A 15,151-nucleotide genomic window follows, 5' to 3' on the forward strand; every position below is an offset into this window, starting at 1 on the left:
ACTCACCTGCCAGCCGGCATCGACACTGTCGCTGCACAGTGGCTGGCCGGAAAGGCTTGGGATGCTGACCAGATTCGGCGGCACCGCGACGCCGGACTGCGCCAGGGCAAACAAGCGAGGATCGCGCTGTTCAGTGAGCCGACTCGCCGCGTCATAAAGCTGGTGCGTGACTCGCGTCACCACCGCTTCGCCGGCGACGCGTCGATAATAGGCCAGGGCACGGACAAGTAAACCGCGGGGCTCAATGACACTGATTGATGGCGTATGGTTGAACAAGTCGTGGCGCTCACCGATGAGAGGCCACTCGTAATTTAGGTGCGCGAGCTATCGACGTCTACTGTCACAAATGACAGTAGACAGCCATTCAGCGCCCACCACCAAGATCAACAAACGTGCCGGTCGCGTAAGAAGCCTTGTCCGACAACAACCACACAATCGCCTCAGCCACTTCATCCGGCCGGCCCCCGCGCGCCATCGGGATCGCCGATTCCAGTTTGCTGACCCGGTCCGGATCGCCGCTCAGCGCATGGAAATCGGTGTAGATGTAACCGGGGCGCACGGCATTGACCCGAATGCCTTCGCCCGCCACTTCCTTGGACAGGCCGATGGTAAACGTGTCGAGCGCGCCTTTGGACGACGCGTAATCCACGTACTCATTTGGCGCTCCCAGGCGCGAGGCGACCGAAGATACGTTGACGATACTGCCGCCCTGCCCGCCGTGTTTCGGCGACATGCGCAGCACGGCGTGCTTGGCGCAGAGGATCGGCGCCAGGACGTTGGTCTTGAGGGTTTTGAGAATGCGGAACTCGGACATTTCGTCGACGCGGGATTTGTGCCCCACGGTCCCGGCATTATTGACCAGCGCGGTCACCCGGCCCAGTTCGGCGTCAACGCGGTTGAACAGCCCGATCACTTCGTCTTCGATACTGACGTCGGCTCGTACCGCGATGGCCTGGGCACCGAGGGCGCGTACTTGCTCAAGCACGCGGTGCGCCGCCTCTTCGTCGGATTGATAGTTGATGCAGATCCGATAGCCCTGTGCGGCGGCCAACAAGGCTGTGGCGGCGCCGATGCCGCGGCTGCCGCCGGTGATGACGATGACTTTGTCCATGCGAGCGTTTCCCCCGTTAAAGCGTTTGCAGTCGGGGCCAAGAATAACCGCCATTGGCGGGTTTTGCATGGGGTCTGTGGTTGTCCTGTGGCGAGGGAGCTTGCTCCCTCGCCACAGAGGGGTCAACTTACCGCCAACCGCTCCCCGCGAAGAATATCCACCATGAAGCGCTCCGCCGGCAGCGGATGCCCCAACAGATAGCCCTGCAACGAGTCGCAACCGAGTTGAGTCAGGAAATCCTGCTGCACATCGGTTTCCACGCCTTCGGCAACGATGCGCAAATCCAGCGCCTGGCCGAGGGCGACGATGGCGGAAACGATGGCTGCGTCGTCGCTGTCCCGTTCCAGGTCGCGAACAAACCCCCGGTCGATTTTCAGTTCGTTGGCCGGCAAGCGCTTGAGGTACATCAGGCTCGAATAGCCAGTACCAAAATCATCAATCGACAGGTCGACACCCATCTCCGAGAGTTCGTTAAGCACCATCATGCTCGCATCGGCATCGCTCATGGCGGTGGTTTCGGTGATTTCCAGGGTCAGGCTGTTGGCCGGCAAATGATGCGTAGCCAACGCCTTGGCGACACTCTGGACCAGGCCAGCGTGGCAGAACTGCAAAGCCGACAGATTCACGGCGATGCGCCAGTCGGTGTAACCGAGCACGTACCATTCGCGCATTTGCCGGCAGGCTTCGTTGAGCACCCAATCGCCGATCGGGATGATCAGGCCGGTCTTCTCCGCCAGTTCGATGAACTTGTCCGGCAGCAGCATGCCCTGCGTCGGGTGCACCCAGCGCAACAACGCCTCGGCGCCGACAGGCCGGCCGTTGCCGGCATCGAATTTTGGCTGGTAGTAGAGGCAGAATTCTTGCTGTTCCACTGCATTGCGCAGGTCTTGCAGCAATTGCAGCTGTTTGCGCGCGTTGCTGTTCATCGAGACGTCGAAGAAGCTGTAGCCGTTTTTGCCCGCGCCCTTGGCGTGATACATCGCCGCGTCGGCGTTCATCAGCAGTTCTTCGCAGGTCTGGCCGTTTCCCGGATAAAGGGCGATGCCGACACTGGCGGATATTTGCAAATCATGTTCAGCAACGCGAAACGAGCGCGCGATCAGCCCGACTTGCCGCGCCGCCAGATTCAGTGCGTCATGTTCATCAGCCAGTTGCACCAACAGCACGAACTCATCGCCACCAATCCGCGCCAGCGTGTCCTGGCTACGCAAGTCCTCACGCAGGCGCAGTGCGACTTCGCGCAGCAACTGGTCCCCCATGTGATGGCCGAATGCATCATTGACCGGCTTGAAACCGTCCAGATCGATGAACATCAAGGCAAAACAACCGCCTTGCTCCTGCACTCTCGACATGGCCTGGTCGATACGGTCAGCCAGCAACACCCGATTTGGCAGACCGGTCAGGGTGTCGTGCAGCGCCAGTTGGGTGAGTTCGCGATTAGCCTCTGTCAGCGAATGGGCCAGCTCGGCGGTGCGAGCCTCCAGGCGCGCATCGAGAATCGAGGTGAGCAAGGCAATGCTCAGCACCGCCATCGTAGTGATCAGTACCAGGCTGTCCAGGCCCTTGCCGTTCAAACCGTTGATCGCCGCGCCACAAAAACTGCCGTCTGGAAAACGCGCAGCGGCCATGGCGGTGTAGTGCATACCGACAATGGCAATGCCCATGATCACCGCCGCGCCGCCTCGAAGCAGGCTGACAGAAGGCGTGTGCCGGCGCAGGCGGAAGGCGATCCATAATGCAGCGCCCGAGGCGCCGACGGCGATGAGCAAAGAGGCGCCGAACAATGTCGGGTCGTAATCGATACCCGGTTGCATGCGCATGGCCGCCATGCCGGTGTAGTGCATGGCGCTGATGCCAGCCCCCATCACCAGCGCCCCGAACGCCAGTTGCCAGCCCGGCAGTTGTGGCTGGCTGACCAGCCACAGGGCAAAGCCGCAGGACAGAATGGCGGTCAGCAGCGACAGGGCCGTCAGGGTAACGTCGTAGCCGAGGTCAATCGGCAGTTCAAACGCGAGCATGCCGATGAAATGCATCGACCACACGCCGATGCCCATCGCCAAAGCGCCGCCGGCCGTCCACAAATGCACGGCACGCCCTTTGGCCGTGGCGATGCGCCCGGTCATGTCGAGCGCGGTGTAGGACGCGAGAATCGCCACAAAAAGCGAGATGATAACCAGCGTGGGGGAATAGCTACCGATGAGCATGGGACTTCTCGTGACGACCCGCCGTACTGCTTCCATTCTCGGGGGACAAATCCGGCGATTGTACTGATTGCATGAAAGAACGCACTGACAAAATTAGCAAAAGGCCATCAACCCGATGAAACGCTTGTTTGATTGCTGGCGATGATGTTGGATTGGCGTTCCCGGAGCCCACCCCACGCGCCGCCGGGCGCCCTGTAGGCGCTGTCGAGTGACCTACAAGTTACGGTCGAGCTGGCCATCCCATCCGCCACCCAGCGCCGCAATCAACTGCACGCTGGCAATCAAGCGGCTCTGCAACAAATCCAGCATGTTGCGTTCGTTGTTCAGCGCAGTGGCTTGCACGACCACTACATCCAGATAAGCGATCAACCCGGCCTTGTACTGATTCCGGGTCAGGCGCAAGGACTCACGCGCCGCGTCCAGGGCCTGCTGACGCACGGCCGATTCGTTCTCCAGGACCTTGAGCTGGACCAGATAATTCTCCACCTCGCGGAAGCCGTCGAGCACGGTCTGGCGGTACTTGGCGACGGTTTCGTCGTAGGCTGCTTCGCTGCGGTCGACTTCCGCCGAGCGTTGGCCGCCGTCGAACAAGGTCATCGCCAGTTGCGGGCCGACCGACCAGAAGCGGTTCGGCACACTGATCCAGTTGGAAGTGGTGCTGCTGCTGTAACCGCCATTCAAACTCAACGTCAGGTCCGGGTAATAAGCGGCCTTGGCCACACCGATGTTAGCGTTGGCGGCCATGACCGAGCGTTCGGCGGAGGCGATGTCCGGGCGGCGTTCCAATAACTGCGAAGGCAGGTTCAGCGGCACCTCGGGCAGCATCGGGATATCCGCGGATTCCGCGAGGCTGAACTCGGCCGGCGGCAACCCGATCAGCACGGCAATGGCGTTCTCGAACTGCGCACGCTGCCAGATCAGATCGACCAGTTCGGCCTCGGTGCTCTTGAGCTGGGTGGTGGCCTGGGCCACCGCATCTTTGCCGGAAACACCGGCGCGGTACTGGTTTTCGGTCATTTTCAGCGAGCGTTGATAGGCCTCGACCGTGGCTTGCAGCAGACGTTTCTGCTCATCGATCACGCGCAATTGCAGGTAGTTCTGCACCAGTTCCGACTGCTGGCTCAACCGCATCGCCGCCAGATCGGCAAAACTCGCCTCGGCATTGGCGGTGTCGGCTTCCAGCCCGCGGCGCAGCTTGCCCCAGACGTCGGCTTCCCAACTGACCCCTGCCTGTGCGGTATAGGTGTCGCGGATACCACTGGAGGAACTGGTCAGGCTCGAACTGCTGCTGCCGGTGCCCTGGCTGGAGCGGTTTTTCCCGACCGTCAGGTCCACGGTCGGAAAAAACGCACCGCGAGCACTGCGCACCAACGCCTGGGCTTGACGGTATTGGGCTTCGGACTGGGCAACCGTCTGGTTGGCGCTGTTGAGTTTCTCGATCAGGCCATTCAATTGTTGATCGCCATACAATTCCCACCACGCACCGCGGGCCAGGGAATCGCTCGGATTGGCCTGACGCCAACCGGCCGCTTCCTTGTACTGCACCGGCGCAGCGGTTGGCGGGCGCTGGTAATCCGGGCCGATGGCGCAGGCACTGAGCAGCGCAACGCACAGCGACAGGCTCAACAGGCGCGAGCCTCGGGCCGTGATCAGCGGTGCGGACAGGTTGATTAGCAAACGGTCAGTCATAGCGGAGTTTCCAGGGCAGCATCGGTACGCACCCCACGCCAGTGGTTGAAGCGATGGCGCAGTTTGTCGAGATAGAGGTAAACCACCGGGGTGGTGTAAAGCGTCAGGACCTGACTGAAAATCAACCCGCCAATGATGGTCAGGCCCAGTGGTTGACGCATTTCCGCACCTTCGGCACGGCTCAGTAGCAGCGGCAAGGCACCGAGGATCGCGGCCAGCGTGGTCATCAGAATCGGACGCAGACGTTGCAGGCAAGCGCTGCGAATCGACGCCAGCGGTTCCAGGCCCTGATGCCGCTCGAGTTGCAATGCGAGGTCGATCATCAGAATGGCGTTTTTCTTCACCACGCCGATCAGCAAAAACAGCCCGAGCAACGAGATCAGGCTGAACTCACCGCCCAGCGCATAGATCGACAGCAACGCGCCGACCCCGGCCGACGGCAAGGTCGAGAGAATGGTCAGTGGATGGATGTAGCTTTCATACAACACACCCAGCACCAGATAAACCGCCACCAGTGCGCCAAGAATCATCCACGGCTGGCTTTTCTGGGTCGCGGCGAAGGCGTCGGCGGTGCCGGCCATTTTCACGATCACGTCTTCCGGCATGCCGAGCTTGGCAATCGCCCGTTCGATGGCCGCAGTGCCCTGCTCCACCGTCACGCCTTCAGCCATGTCGAAGGAAATGCTCTCGGAGGCGAACTGACCTTCGTGGCTGACACGGTCGTCCTCCAGGCTGTTTTCGTAATGGGCGATGGTCGACAGCGGAATCCGCGCGCCATCGGCGGTGATTACCTGAACCTGCTTGAGGGTGATCGGGTCCTGGGCGTACTTCGGATTGACCTCCATCACCACCTGATATTGGTTGAGGCTGTCGTAGATGGTTGAAATCTGTCGCTGGCTGTAGGCGTTGTTCAGGACGGCGGTGACCATGTCCATGTCGACCCCCAGGCGTTTGGCCTGGTCGCGATCGACGATCAAGGTCACCTGCTGCGCGCCGCGTCCTTCACGGGCGTCAATCGCGGTCAGCTCCGGCAACGCCTTGAGCGCGGTCACCACCTTCGGATACCACTGGCGCAGTTCGCCAAGGTCGGCGCTTTGCAGGATGTAGGAATACTGCGAGGTGGTCTGCTCGCGGCCGCCGCCAAATTGCAGGTCCTGATCCGCCATCAGCATCAACTGCGCGCCGGCGACCTTGGGCATTTCCTTGCGCAGGCGTTCGATGACTTTTTGCGCAGAAACGCCCCGCTCCTTGATCGGTTTCAGGCGTACCAGCATGAAGGCGTTGTTGGTGCCGTTGGTGCCACCGATGAAGCCGGCGACGCTTTCCACCGCTTCATCCTTGAGTACGGCGCGGCGGAACGTTTCCATTTTCGGCTGCATGACGCTGAACGACAGACCGTCGTCGCCCCGCACAAAACCGATCAGTTGACCGGTGTCTTGCTGAGGCATGAATGTTTTAGGAACAACGACATACAGCGCAATGTTAACGCCAACTGTCACGATAAGGCTGAGCAAGGTCAGGCGACGGTGACGCAACACCCAATCCAGGCTGGTGGCGTATTTAGCGACCATCCACTCGTTGGCGCGGTGGCTCCAGCGTTGCAGGCGGTTTTCCTCACCCGGCGTATGCGGCTTCAGCCAACGGGCGCAGAGCATCGGTGTCAGGGTCAGCGAGACCACCAACGACACCACGATGGACGCGGCCAGGGTGATGGAAAACTCACGGAACAGGCTTTCGATGATCCCGCCCATGAACAGGATCGACAGGAACACTGCGACCAGCGAGACGTTCATCGACAGCAGCGTGAAACCGACTTCCTGCGCCCCGAGGTAAGCGGCCTTCATCGGCGGCACGCCTTCGTCGATGTGCCGGGTGATGTTCTCCAGCACCACGATGGCGTCGTCCACCACCAGCCCGGTGGCCAGGATCAGCGCCATCAGCGACAGGTTGTTCAGGGAAAATCCGTACAGGTACATCACCGCGAAGGTGCCCACCAGCGACACCGGTACCGCAAGGGTCGGAATCAGCGAGGCGCGGAAGTTACCGAGAAACAGGAACACCACCAGGATCACCAGCGCCACGGCGATCAGCAGGGTCATTTCCGCTTCGTGCAGGGTCGCCTTGATCACCGGCGAGCGGTCCATGGCCAGGTTCAGCTTGACGCTGGCCGGCAGTACGGCTTGCAGTGCCGGGAGCTGAGCCTTGATCTCGTTGACCGTCTCGATGATGTTGGCGCCGGCCTGACGGTTGATCACCAGCAAGACCGCCGCGTCATTGTTGAAGAAACCGCTGTTGTAACGGTCCTCGACGCCGTCGCTGACCTTGGCCACATCCTTCAACCGCAGTGCTGCACCGCCGTTGTAGTGAATGATCAGCGACTCGTAGTCCTTGGCTTTTTCCAGCTGATCGTTGGCCTGGACCTGCCACAACCGCTGACCGTCTTCGACCGAGCCTTTCGGCCGACGCACGTTGGCATTGGCGACGGTGTTGCGCACATCGTCCAGCGCCACGCCGTACTGGTTGAGCGCCTGGGGTTCGAGTTCGATCCGCACCGCCGGCAGGGAGCTGCCACCGATCTGTACTTCACCTACGCCCTGCACCTGGGACAGGCTCTGGGACAGGATCGTCGAGGCCAAATCGTAGAGCTGGCCCTTTTCCAGCACATCCGAGGTCAACGACAGCACCATGATCGGCGCCTGGGACGGGTTGACCTTCTTGTAGGTCGGCATGCTGCGCATCCCGCTCGGCAGCAGGTTGCGCGAGGCGTTGATCGCCGCTTGCACTTCGCGCGCCGCGCCGTTGATGTCGCGATCAAGGTCGAACTGCAGAATCACCCGGGTCGAGCCCTGGCTGGAACGGCTGCTCATGGTGTTGACCCCGGCGATGGCGCCGAAGGAACGTTCGAGTGGTGTAGCCACGGTCGAAGCCATCACCTCCGGGCTCGCCCCCGGCAGACTGGCCTGGACCACGATCACCGGGAAGTCCATTTGCGGCAGCGGTGACACCGGCAGCAAGCCGAAGCTCACCCCGCCCAGCAGCATGATCGCCAGGCTCAGCAACATCGTTGCGACCGGGCGCTTGATGAAAGGTCCGGAGAGGTTCATGGCTGTTCGACCACTTCCACGGGCTCGGCCTGACGGCCCCAGCGCCGACCGAGGCGGTCGAAGTAGAGGTAAATGACCGGTGTGGTGAACAACGTCAGCACCTGGCTGACCAACAAACCACCGACCATCACCAGACCCAGGGGCTGACGCAGCTCAGCGCCGGAACCGGTGGCCAGCATCAACGGCACGGCACCGAACAATGCCGCCAGCGTGGTCATCAGGATCGGCCGGAAGCGCAGCAGCGCTGCCTGATAGATCGCCGTCTCCGGGTCCATGCCCTGATTGCGCTCGGCGTCGAGGGCGAAGTCGATCATCATGATCGCGTTCTTCTTCACGATACCGATCAGCAGGATGATGCCGATGATCGCGATCATCCCCAGGTCATTGCCACTCAACAGCAACGCCAGCAAGGCGCCGACCGCCGCGGACGGCAAGGTCGAGAGAATGGTGATCGGGTGGATGTAGCTCTCATAGAGCACGCCGAGCACGATGTACATGGTCACCACCGCTGCCAGAATCAGCAGCAACGTGCTCGACAACGACGCCTGGAACGCTTCGGCCGCGCCCTGAAACTGGGTCTGTACGCCAATCGGCATGCCGATGTCTTTCTGCACTTGCTCGATGATTTCCACCGCATGCCCCAGCGCCACGCCGGGCGCAAGGTTGAAGGACATCATCACCGCCGGGAACTGGCCGATGTGAGTGATCGCGAGCTGCGCCTGACGTTCCTCTATGTGCGCCAGGCTGGACAGGCGCACTTGCCCGCCATCGGTGGTCTTGACGTGAATCTGGTTCAGCGCATCCGGGCCGATCTTCTCGCCGGACTGCGATTGCAGCACTACGCGGTACTGGCTGGCCTGGGTGTAAATGGTGGAAATCTGCCGCTGACCGAACGCGTCGTACAGCGCGTCGGTAATGTTCGACACCGACACCCCGACCCGCGACGCCGCATCACGGTCGATCACCAGGTAGACCTGCAGCCCTTTGTCCTGCAAATCACTGGCAACATCGGTCAGCTCCGGCCGTTGGGCCAGTGCTTCCACCAAACGACCACTCCACAGGTTGAGCAACTCGGAATCCGGCGACGACATGCTGAATTGGTACTGCGTACGGCTTACGCGGTCTTCGATGGTCAGGTCCTGAACCGGCTGCATGAACAGACGAATGCCGACCAGCTTGTCCAGTTCCGGTTGCAGGCGGGCAATCACTTCGGTGGCGCTCAAATCGCGGTTGCTGTGGGACTTGAGGTTGATCAGCAAACGACCGCTGTTCAACGTCGAGTTATCGCCATCGACGCCAATATAGGAAGACAGACTCTCTACGGCCGGGTCCGCCAGGATCACCTTGGCCAGTTCCTGTTGCCGCTCGCTCATCGCTGCAAAGGAAATCGACTGCGGCGCCTCGGAAATGCCCTGAATGACGCCAGTGTCCTGCACCGGAAAGAACCCCTTCGGCACGACCATGTAAAGGAATACAGTCAGCGCCAGGGTGCCGATCGCCACCAGCAACGTCAGCGGTTGATGCTTGAGAACCCACTTTAACTTGCGCCCGTAAGCCGCGATCATCCAATCAATTGTGGCACCGCTGGCCCGGTAGAAACGGCCCTGTTCTTCTTCCTTGGGTTCGCGCTTGAGCAGTCGCGCGCACATCATCGGTGTCAGGGTCAGCGAGACGACCAGGGAAATCAGGATCGCCACCGCCAACGTGATCGCAAACTCGCGGAACAAACGCCCCACCACGTCGGCCATGAACAGCAACGGGATCAGTACAGCGATCAGCGACAAGGTCAGGGAAATCAGGGTAAAGCCGATCTGCTTGGCGCCCTTGAGCGCCGCGTTCAACGGGCTGTCACCCTCTTCGATAAACCGGGAAATGTTCTCCAGCATGACGATCGCATCGTCCACCACAAAACCGGTGGCGATGGTCAGGGCCATCAGGGTCAGGTTATTGACCGAAAAACCGGCGAGGTACATCACGCCGAAGGTGCCGATCAACGACAGCGGCACGGCCACCGAAGGAATGATCGTGGCACTGGCGCGCCGCAGGAACAGGAACGTCACCATCACCACCAGCGCGATGGCGATCAGCAATTCGTGTTGTACGTCGGTGACGGACGCACGGATGGTCTGGGTGCGGTCGGTCAGCACAGTGACGTCGAGGCCGGCCGGCAGGTTATCCGTGATGCTCGGCAGCAACGCCTTGATCCGGTCGACCACTTCGATGACGTTGGCGCCGGGCTGGCGCTGGATGTTCAGCAACACGGCCTGGTTTTCGTTGGCCCACGCCGCCAGACGTTCGTTCTCCGCTCCGTCGACGATTTCCGCCACGTCCTTGAGCCGCAATGGCGCACCGTTGGCGTAGGCCAGGATCAGGTTGGCGTAATCCTTGGGCGAGGTCAGTTGATCGTTTGCATCGAGCATCGAGACCCGGGTCGGACCGTCGAAGTTGCCCTTGGGCTGGTTGACGTTGGAGGCACCGATCAAGGTGCGCACGTCCGACAGGTTCAAACCGTTGGCCGCCAGGGCTTCGGGGTTGACCTTGATCCGCACCGCCTGACGCTGGCCGCCGGCAATGCTGACCATGCCGACGCCACTGATCTGGGCGATTTTCTGTGCCATGCGCGTATCGACCAGGTCATTGAGCTTGGGCAGCAACATGGTCTTGGACGTGATCGCCAGGGTCAGCACCGGGGTGTCCGCCGGGTTGACCTTGTTGTACACCGGCGGCGCGGGCAGGTCCTTGGGTAGCAGATTGGTCGCGGCGTTGATCGCGGCCTGCACCTGCTGCTCGGCGACGTCCATGTTGATGTCGAGGCTGAACCGCAGGGTCAGCACCGAGGCGCCACCGGAACTGGTCGAGGCCATCTGGGTCAGGCCGGGCATCTGCCCGAACTGACGCTCGAGCGGCGCGGTCACGGCGCTGGTCATGACGTCCGGGCTGGCGCCGGGATAAAGGGTCATGACGCGAATGGTCGGGTAATCGACCTGGGGCAAGGCCGACACCGGCAACAGCCGATAGGCAATGACGCCGGCCAGAATAATGGCCAGCATGCTCAGGGTCGTGGCGACCGGGCGAAGGATGAACAGCCGCGAGATGTTCATGCGCCGCCCTTTTTCGCCTTGTCGGTGGTCGCCGGATCAGTCGCGCTGGCCGCCGGTTTGCCCTGCAGGTGCCCGGTCGGAGAGGTCGGCACGTCCTTGGTGTCATTGACCACTTCTACTTCACTGCCTTCCTTCAGGCGGTCGGTGCCTTCGAGGACTACGCGATCGCCGGCGGTCAGGCCTTCGGTGACTACGGTGTTTTCACCGTCGCTGGCGCCGACTTTCAACTGACGGATCGTGACCTTCTTGTCGCCATCCATTGCATAGACGAACGTGCCATTGGTGCCAAACTGGATGGCTGCCGAAGGCGCGAGTACCACGTCTTTGAGCGTGTCGGCGAGCAGGTGGACGTTGACGAACTGATTGGGGAACAACGCCTGATCGCGGTTTGCGTAGCGAGCCTTGAATTTCAGGGTGCCGGTGGTGACGTCGATCTGGTTGTCGAGGCTCTGCAACACACCGGTGGCTTGCATTTTGGTGTCGCCACGGTCCCAGGCTTCGGCGGGCAGTTTGGCGCCACTGCGATAGCGGGCCAGCACCACGTCGAGGCTGTTTTCCGGCAAGGTGAAGGCAACGTTGATCGGTTGAGTCTGGGTGATGATCGCCAGCGCCGTGGTGTCATTGGCAGCCACCAGGTTGCCGACGTCGAGCTGACGCAGGCCCACACGACCGGTAATCGGCGCGCGGATCCTGGTGAATTCGAGATTGAGCTTGGCGTCATTGACCGCCGCCTGATTGGTCTTGACCGTGCCCTGATACTGGCCGACCAGCGCTTCGGCGGTGTCCAGGGTTTGCTTGGCGATGCTGTCTTCACGGTACAGGCCGCGATAACGTTCGACATCGACTTGAGCGTTCTTCAGTTGCGCCTGGTTTTGCAGCAAGGTGCCTTCGGCCTGCAGCAAGGCGTTCTGGTAAGGACGCGGGTCGATTTCAGCCAGCAGATCGCCGGCCTTGACCATCTGCCCTTCTTCGAATGACACCTTGATCAGCTCGCCGCCCACCCGGCTGCGCACATTGATGGTGTTCAGCGCCGTCACGGTGCCCAGCGCCTTGTAGTACAGCGGGAAGTCGCCTTTGACCGCTGGCGCGACACGCACCGGAACCGGCCCCGTCGCGCCCCCGAAACCCGGACGCATGCCGCCCGAACGACCGGTATGCCCCGCCACGGCTTTTTGTCCTGCACCTTCTTTTGGCGCAGCGCTGCCGGGCCAGAATTTCCAGCACAGGCCAGCGATGACCAACAGGACAAGCAGGCCGAACAGCCAGCGACGAGGACTACGGGAAGCGGAGGATTGCATTGAATGATCAACCATTGGGCGCGTGGGCTTCTTCTACGGGAGGCTGAACGATAAGCACTGGCGGGTATTTAGCAAAGCGCCTTTACCGGCAATTTACCTTCGGCTTACGTAACAGGAGATTTATCTAAGACACTGAAGCACAAATGAAAACGGCCTGGACAGGGCCAGGCCGTTAACAATTGTAATGAACTGCTTATTTCAGAACGGCAAGTGCGGCTTCGTAGTTTGGCTCTTCAGCGATTTCCTTGACCAGCTCGCTGTGCAGCACGTTGTCGTTTTCGTCCAGTACCACAACGGCACGGGCAGTCAGGCCTTTGAGTGGGCCGTCGGCAATGGCAACGCCGTAGTTCTCGATGAATTCGGCACCGCGCAGGGTCGACAGGTTCTGCACGTTTTCCAGGCCTTCGGCGCCGCAGAAACGGGCCTGGGCGAACGGCAGGTCCGCAGAGATGCACAGCACCACGGTGTTGGCGACGTCATTGGCCTGGGCGTTGAACTTGCGAACCGAAGTGGCGCAGGTCGGGGTGTCGACGCTTGGGAAGATGTTCAGCACTTTGCGCTTGCCGGCGAAGCTCGCCAGGGTCACGTCGGACAGATTGCCGGCAACCAGGGAAAAGGCTGGCGCCTTGGAACCGGCTTGTGGCAGTTGGCCGTTGACTTGAACCGGGTTGCCTTTAAGAGTGACTTGAGCCATGAAAGGAGTCCTTCTGAACGTTGGTGTGGAGAATTTTGAAGAGGCCGAAGTTAACCACGAAACGGGCTGACGACCTATGGGCGGATACAAATTGTGAAGGGTCGTCGCAGAGACTGGATACAACCCTTGCAGAGAAAAAAGCCTGTGGGGATCCGGTAGGTGCGGTATTGCGGCGCACAAATCAGGAACGTGCAGAGGCTGATCACCTCGCCCCTAATGGCCTCAATTGCGCCGGGTACATATTTGCCGATGAGGAAGGCAGCCACTGCCCCCTGAGCATTTCGCCGATGGAACGCCGGTCGCCGACTTCTCGGGACATATTAATGACGGAATGAATGTCGAAAATTAATCGACCGAATCCCGTTAAAACGACGTTTTTTTTGAAACGTTGTCGATTTGGCAAATCACCAATCGACCATACAGTGAATCATTCAAATCCAGAGGACACACCACCATGCGATTCATGATCATTGTCAAAGCCAGCCCGGATTCCGAGGCTGGCGTGATGCCCAGTAAAGAACTGCTGACCGCGATGGGCAATTACAACGAGGAACTGGTCAAGGCCGGGATCATGTTGGCAGGCGAAGGTTTGCACCCGAGTAGCCAGGGCGCCCGCGTACGTTTTTCGGGCGACAGACGCACAGTGATTGACGGCCCGTTTGTCGAAACAAAAGAGCTGATCGCCGGTTACTGGCTGTGGCAGGTGAAGTCGAAGGACGAAGCAATCGAGTGGGTCAAACGCTGCCCCAACCCGATGCCGGGTACCGAAGCCGAAATCGAGATTCGCCAGGTGTTTGAGGCCGAGGATTTCGGTGCCGAATTCACGCCGGAGCTGCGGGAGCAGGAGGAGCGGCAGCGTGAGCAGATGAACAAGCGCTGAGTGCCTGTAACGGTTTTCGGGGTCCGGCGCTCCGAAAACCGTCAATCATCCTGCTATGGACAAACCAAGGTTCAAATTACAACGGTTTTTGCTGAATGAGGCTGGCCAAGCACATAGGTTTCCACTGAAACCGGCCCGTTCACTTCCCTCGCATCAAACTCCACGGAGCTGGCGCCCAGGTTGCTGGTGACGCCAGTCAAGAGCGCTCCACCTCGCCAACTCCACTGGATAGCCACGCCGGGTACACGTCGGAACGGCGGAACCTGGGAAAAAGTCGTCAGTGTTATTCGATTGCCAGCGGTCCCCTTGAGAATCGTCGTCAGATACAAAACAAGATCGTGATTTCCCAGTTCCAACGCTATTTCAAGACGGATTTCGGGGTCGTCCTCCAGATACACGATCATCGAAAACTTGCCATCCCGGGTGTTGCCACACACCAGATCCCAGGAAGCGCCTTGCGCTTCCAGGACTTTGGATTCGCCGGGCGATGGTTCGAGGGTCACGTCCAGTCCTGTGGGGGGTATTCCCCAAACCACGACCGCGTTGAGGTTGATGGATGGACTACCGGCCAGTGGCTGTATTTGGACGGGGTAACGGTTTCCTCGCACTGGATAAGCGCTTCCGGCCGGATCATATTCGGCTCCGTTGAACAAGACCTTCACCTCATCCCACAGGGTCAGTGACATAACCCGACACGGGAGTGGCCAGGGCTCGGTTACTTCCCTGCTCAAAAACACCAAGGTGACATGAGCACTGCTGCCTTCGCTCGGTGTGAGTGCCCAGTTAAACCGGCCACGAACCGGGTCCACCCAGTGTTTAAAAGCAGGCGACGCCACGATGTTCAGGCCTCCATCTTCAGCCAGGCCCAAACAGAGCTGCCTCGCGATGGACGGTGGAACTTCCACGCTCACGGTGTTTTCCTGGTCGCGGCGCAGGACGATAGCGCCATTCCATTGCACCTCCTTGCCATTGATGATCAGTCGGGCCTGTTTCCAGGGGCTTTCAACAGCGGATACGGATTTGAATGCAACAGTCATGGCCTTGGTCTCGATAATCGACGGTGGGTTGAA

Annotated in this window: 10 protein-coding genes; 2 read left to right on the forward strand and 8 right to left on the reverse strand. The window is 60.5% G+C overall.

What is annotated here, in order from left to right; genetic code table 11:
• On the forward strand, positions 1-231 hold a 231-nt coding region (locus ACM6I5_RS29155; RefSeq protein WP_414885172.1), incomplete at its 5' end, for a hypothetical protein.
• A 133-nt stretch (positions 232-364) separates the two neighbouring features.
• On the opposite strand, the gene ACM6I5_RS29160 is transcribed toward ACM6I5_RS29155, so the two are convergent.
• The 7 genes from ACM6I5_RS29160 to tpx form a co-directional block, all read right to left on the reverse strand.
• Positions 365-1,111: an SDR family oxidoreductase gene (locus ACM6I5_RS29160; RefSeq protein WP_017338488.1), complete on the reverse strand. Its 747-nt coding sequence runs from the start codon at positions 1,109-1,111 to the stop codon at positions 365-367.
• A 122-nt stretch (positions 1,112-1,233) separates the two neighbouring features.
• Positions 1,234-3,315, reverse strand: coding sequence for a putative bifunctional diguanylate cyclase/phosphodiesterase (locus ACM6I5_RS29165; protein WP_414885173.1), 2,082 nt, complete (start codon positions 3,313-3,315; stop codon positions 1,234-1,236).
• A 213-nt stretch (positions 3,316-3,528) separates the two neighbouring features.
• A complete protein-coding gene (locus ACM6I5_RS29170) occupies positions 3,529-5,004 on the reverse strand; it encodes an efflux transporter outer membrane subunit (RefSeq protein ID WP_414885174.1) in 1,476 nt (491 codons plus the stop codon).
• Positions 5,001-8,108, reverse strand: a complete 3,108-nt coding sequence (locus tag ACM6I5_RS29175) for an efflux RND transporter permease subunit (RefSeq protein WP_414885175.1) — start codon at positions 8,106-8,108, stop codon at positions 5,001-5,003. The genes ACM6I5_RS29170 and ACM6I5_RS29175 overlap by 4 nt, the downstream gene beginning before the upstream one ends.
• Entirely contained in the window at positions 8,105-11,209 is a 3,105-nt protein-coding gene (locus ACM6I5_RS29180; RefSeq protein ID WP_414878240.1) for an MdtB/MuxB family multidrug efflux RND transporter permease subunit, read from the reverse strand. The genes ACM6I5_RS29175 and ACM6I5_RS29180 overlap by 4 nt, the downstream gene beginning before the upstream one ends.
• Complete coding sequence (locus ACM6I5_RS29185; protein ID WP_414885176.1) at positions 11,206-12,522, reverse strand: MdtA/MuxA family multidrug efflux RND transporter periplasmic adaptor subunit; 1,317 nt, start codon at positions 12,520-12,522, stop codon at positions 11,206-11,208. Before ACM6I5_RS29185 ends, ACM6I5_RS29180 begins: the two co-directional genes overlap by 4 nt.
• A gap of 178 nt (positions 12,523-12,700) precedes the next feature.
• The gene (tpx, locus tag ACM6I5_RS29190) at positions 12,701-13,201 is read right to left on the reverse strand and encodes a thiol peroxidase (RefSeq protein WP_008030203.1); all 501 of its coding nucleotides are present in this window, start codon (positions 13,199-13,201) and stop codon (positions 12,701-12,703) included.
• A gap of 454 nt (positions 13,202-13,655) precedes the next feature.
• Between tpx and ACM6I5_RS29195 the strand changes: the two genes are divergently transcribed.
• On the forward strand, positions 13,656-14,081 hold the full coding sequence (locus ACM6I5_RS29195) for a YciI family protein (protein ID WP_017338482.1): 426 nt from the start codon (positions 13,656-13,658) through the stop codon (positions 14,079-14,081).
• A 71-nt stretch (positions 14,082-14,152) separates the two neighbouring features.
• Here ACM6I5_RS29195 and ACM6I5_RS29200 read toward each other — a convergent pair whose 3' ends face one another.
• Positions 14,153-15,118 carry a hypothetical protein gene (locus ACM6I5_RS29200; RefSeq protein WP_144425264.1) on the reverse strand — a complete coding sequence of 322 codons (966 nt, stop codon included), beginning with the start codon at positions 15,116-15,118 and terminating at the stop codon, positions 14,153-14,155.
• Positions 15,119-15,151 lie beyond the last annotated feature (33 nt).

Origin of the sequence: Pseudomonas sp. IT-P171 (genome assembly GCF_949767765.1) — a bacterium.
GTDB lineage: Bacteria > Pseudomonadota > Gammaproteobacteria > Pseudomonadales > Pseudomonadaceae > Aquipseudomonas > Aquipseudomonas fluorescens_B.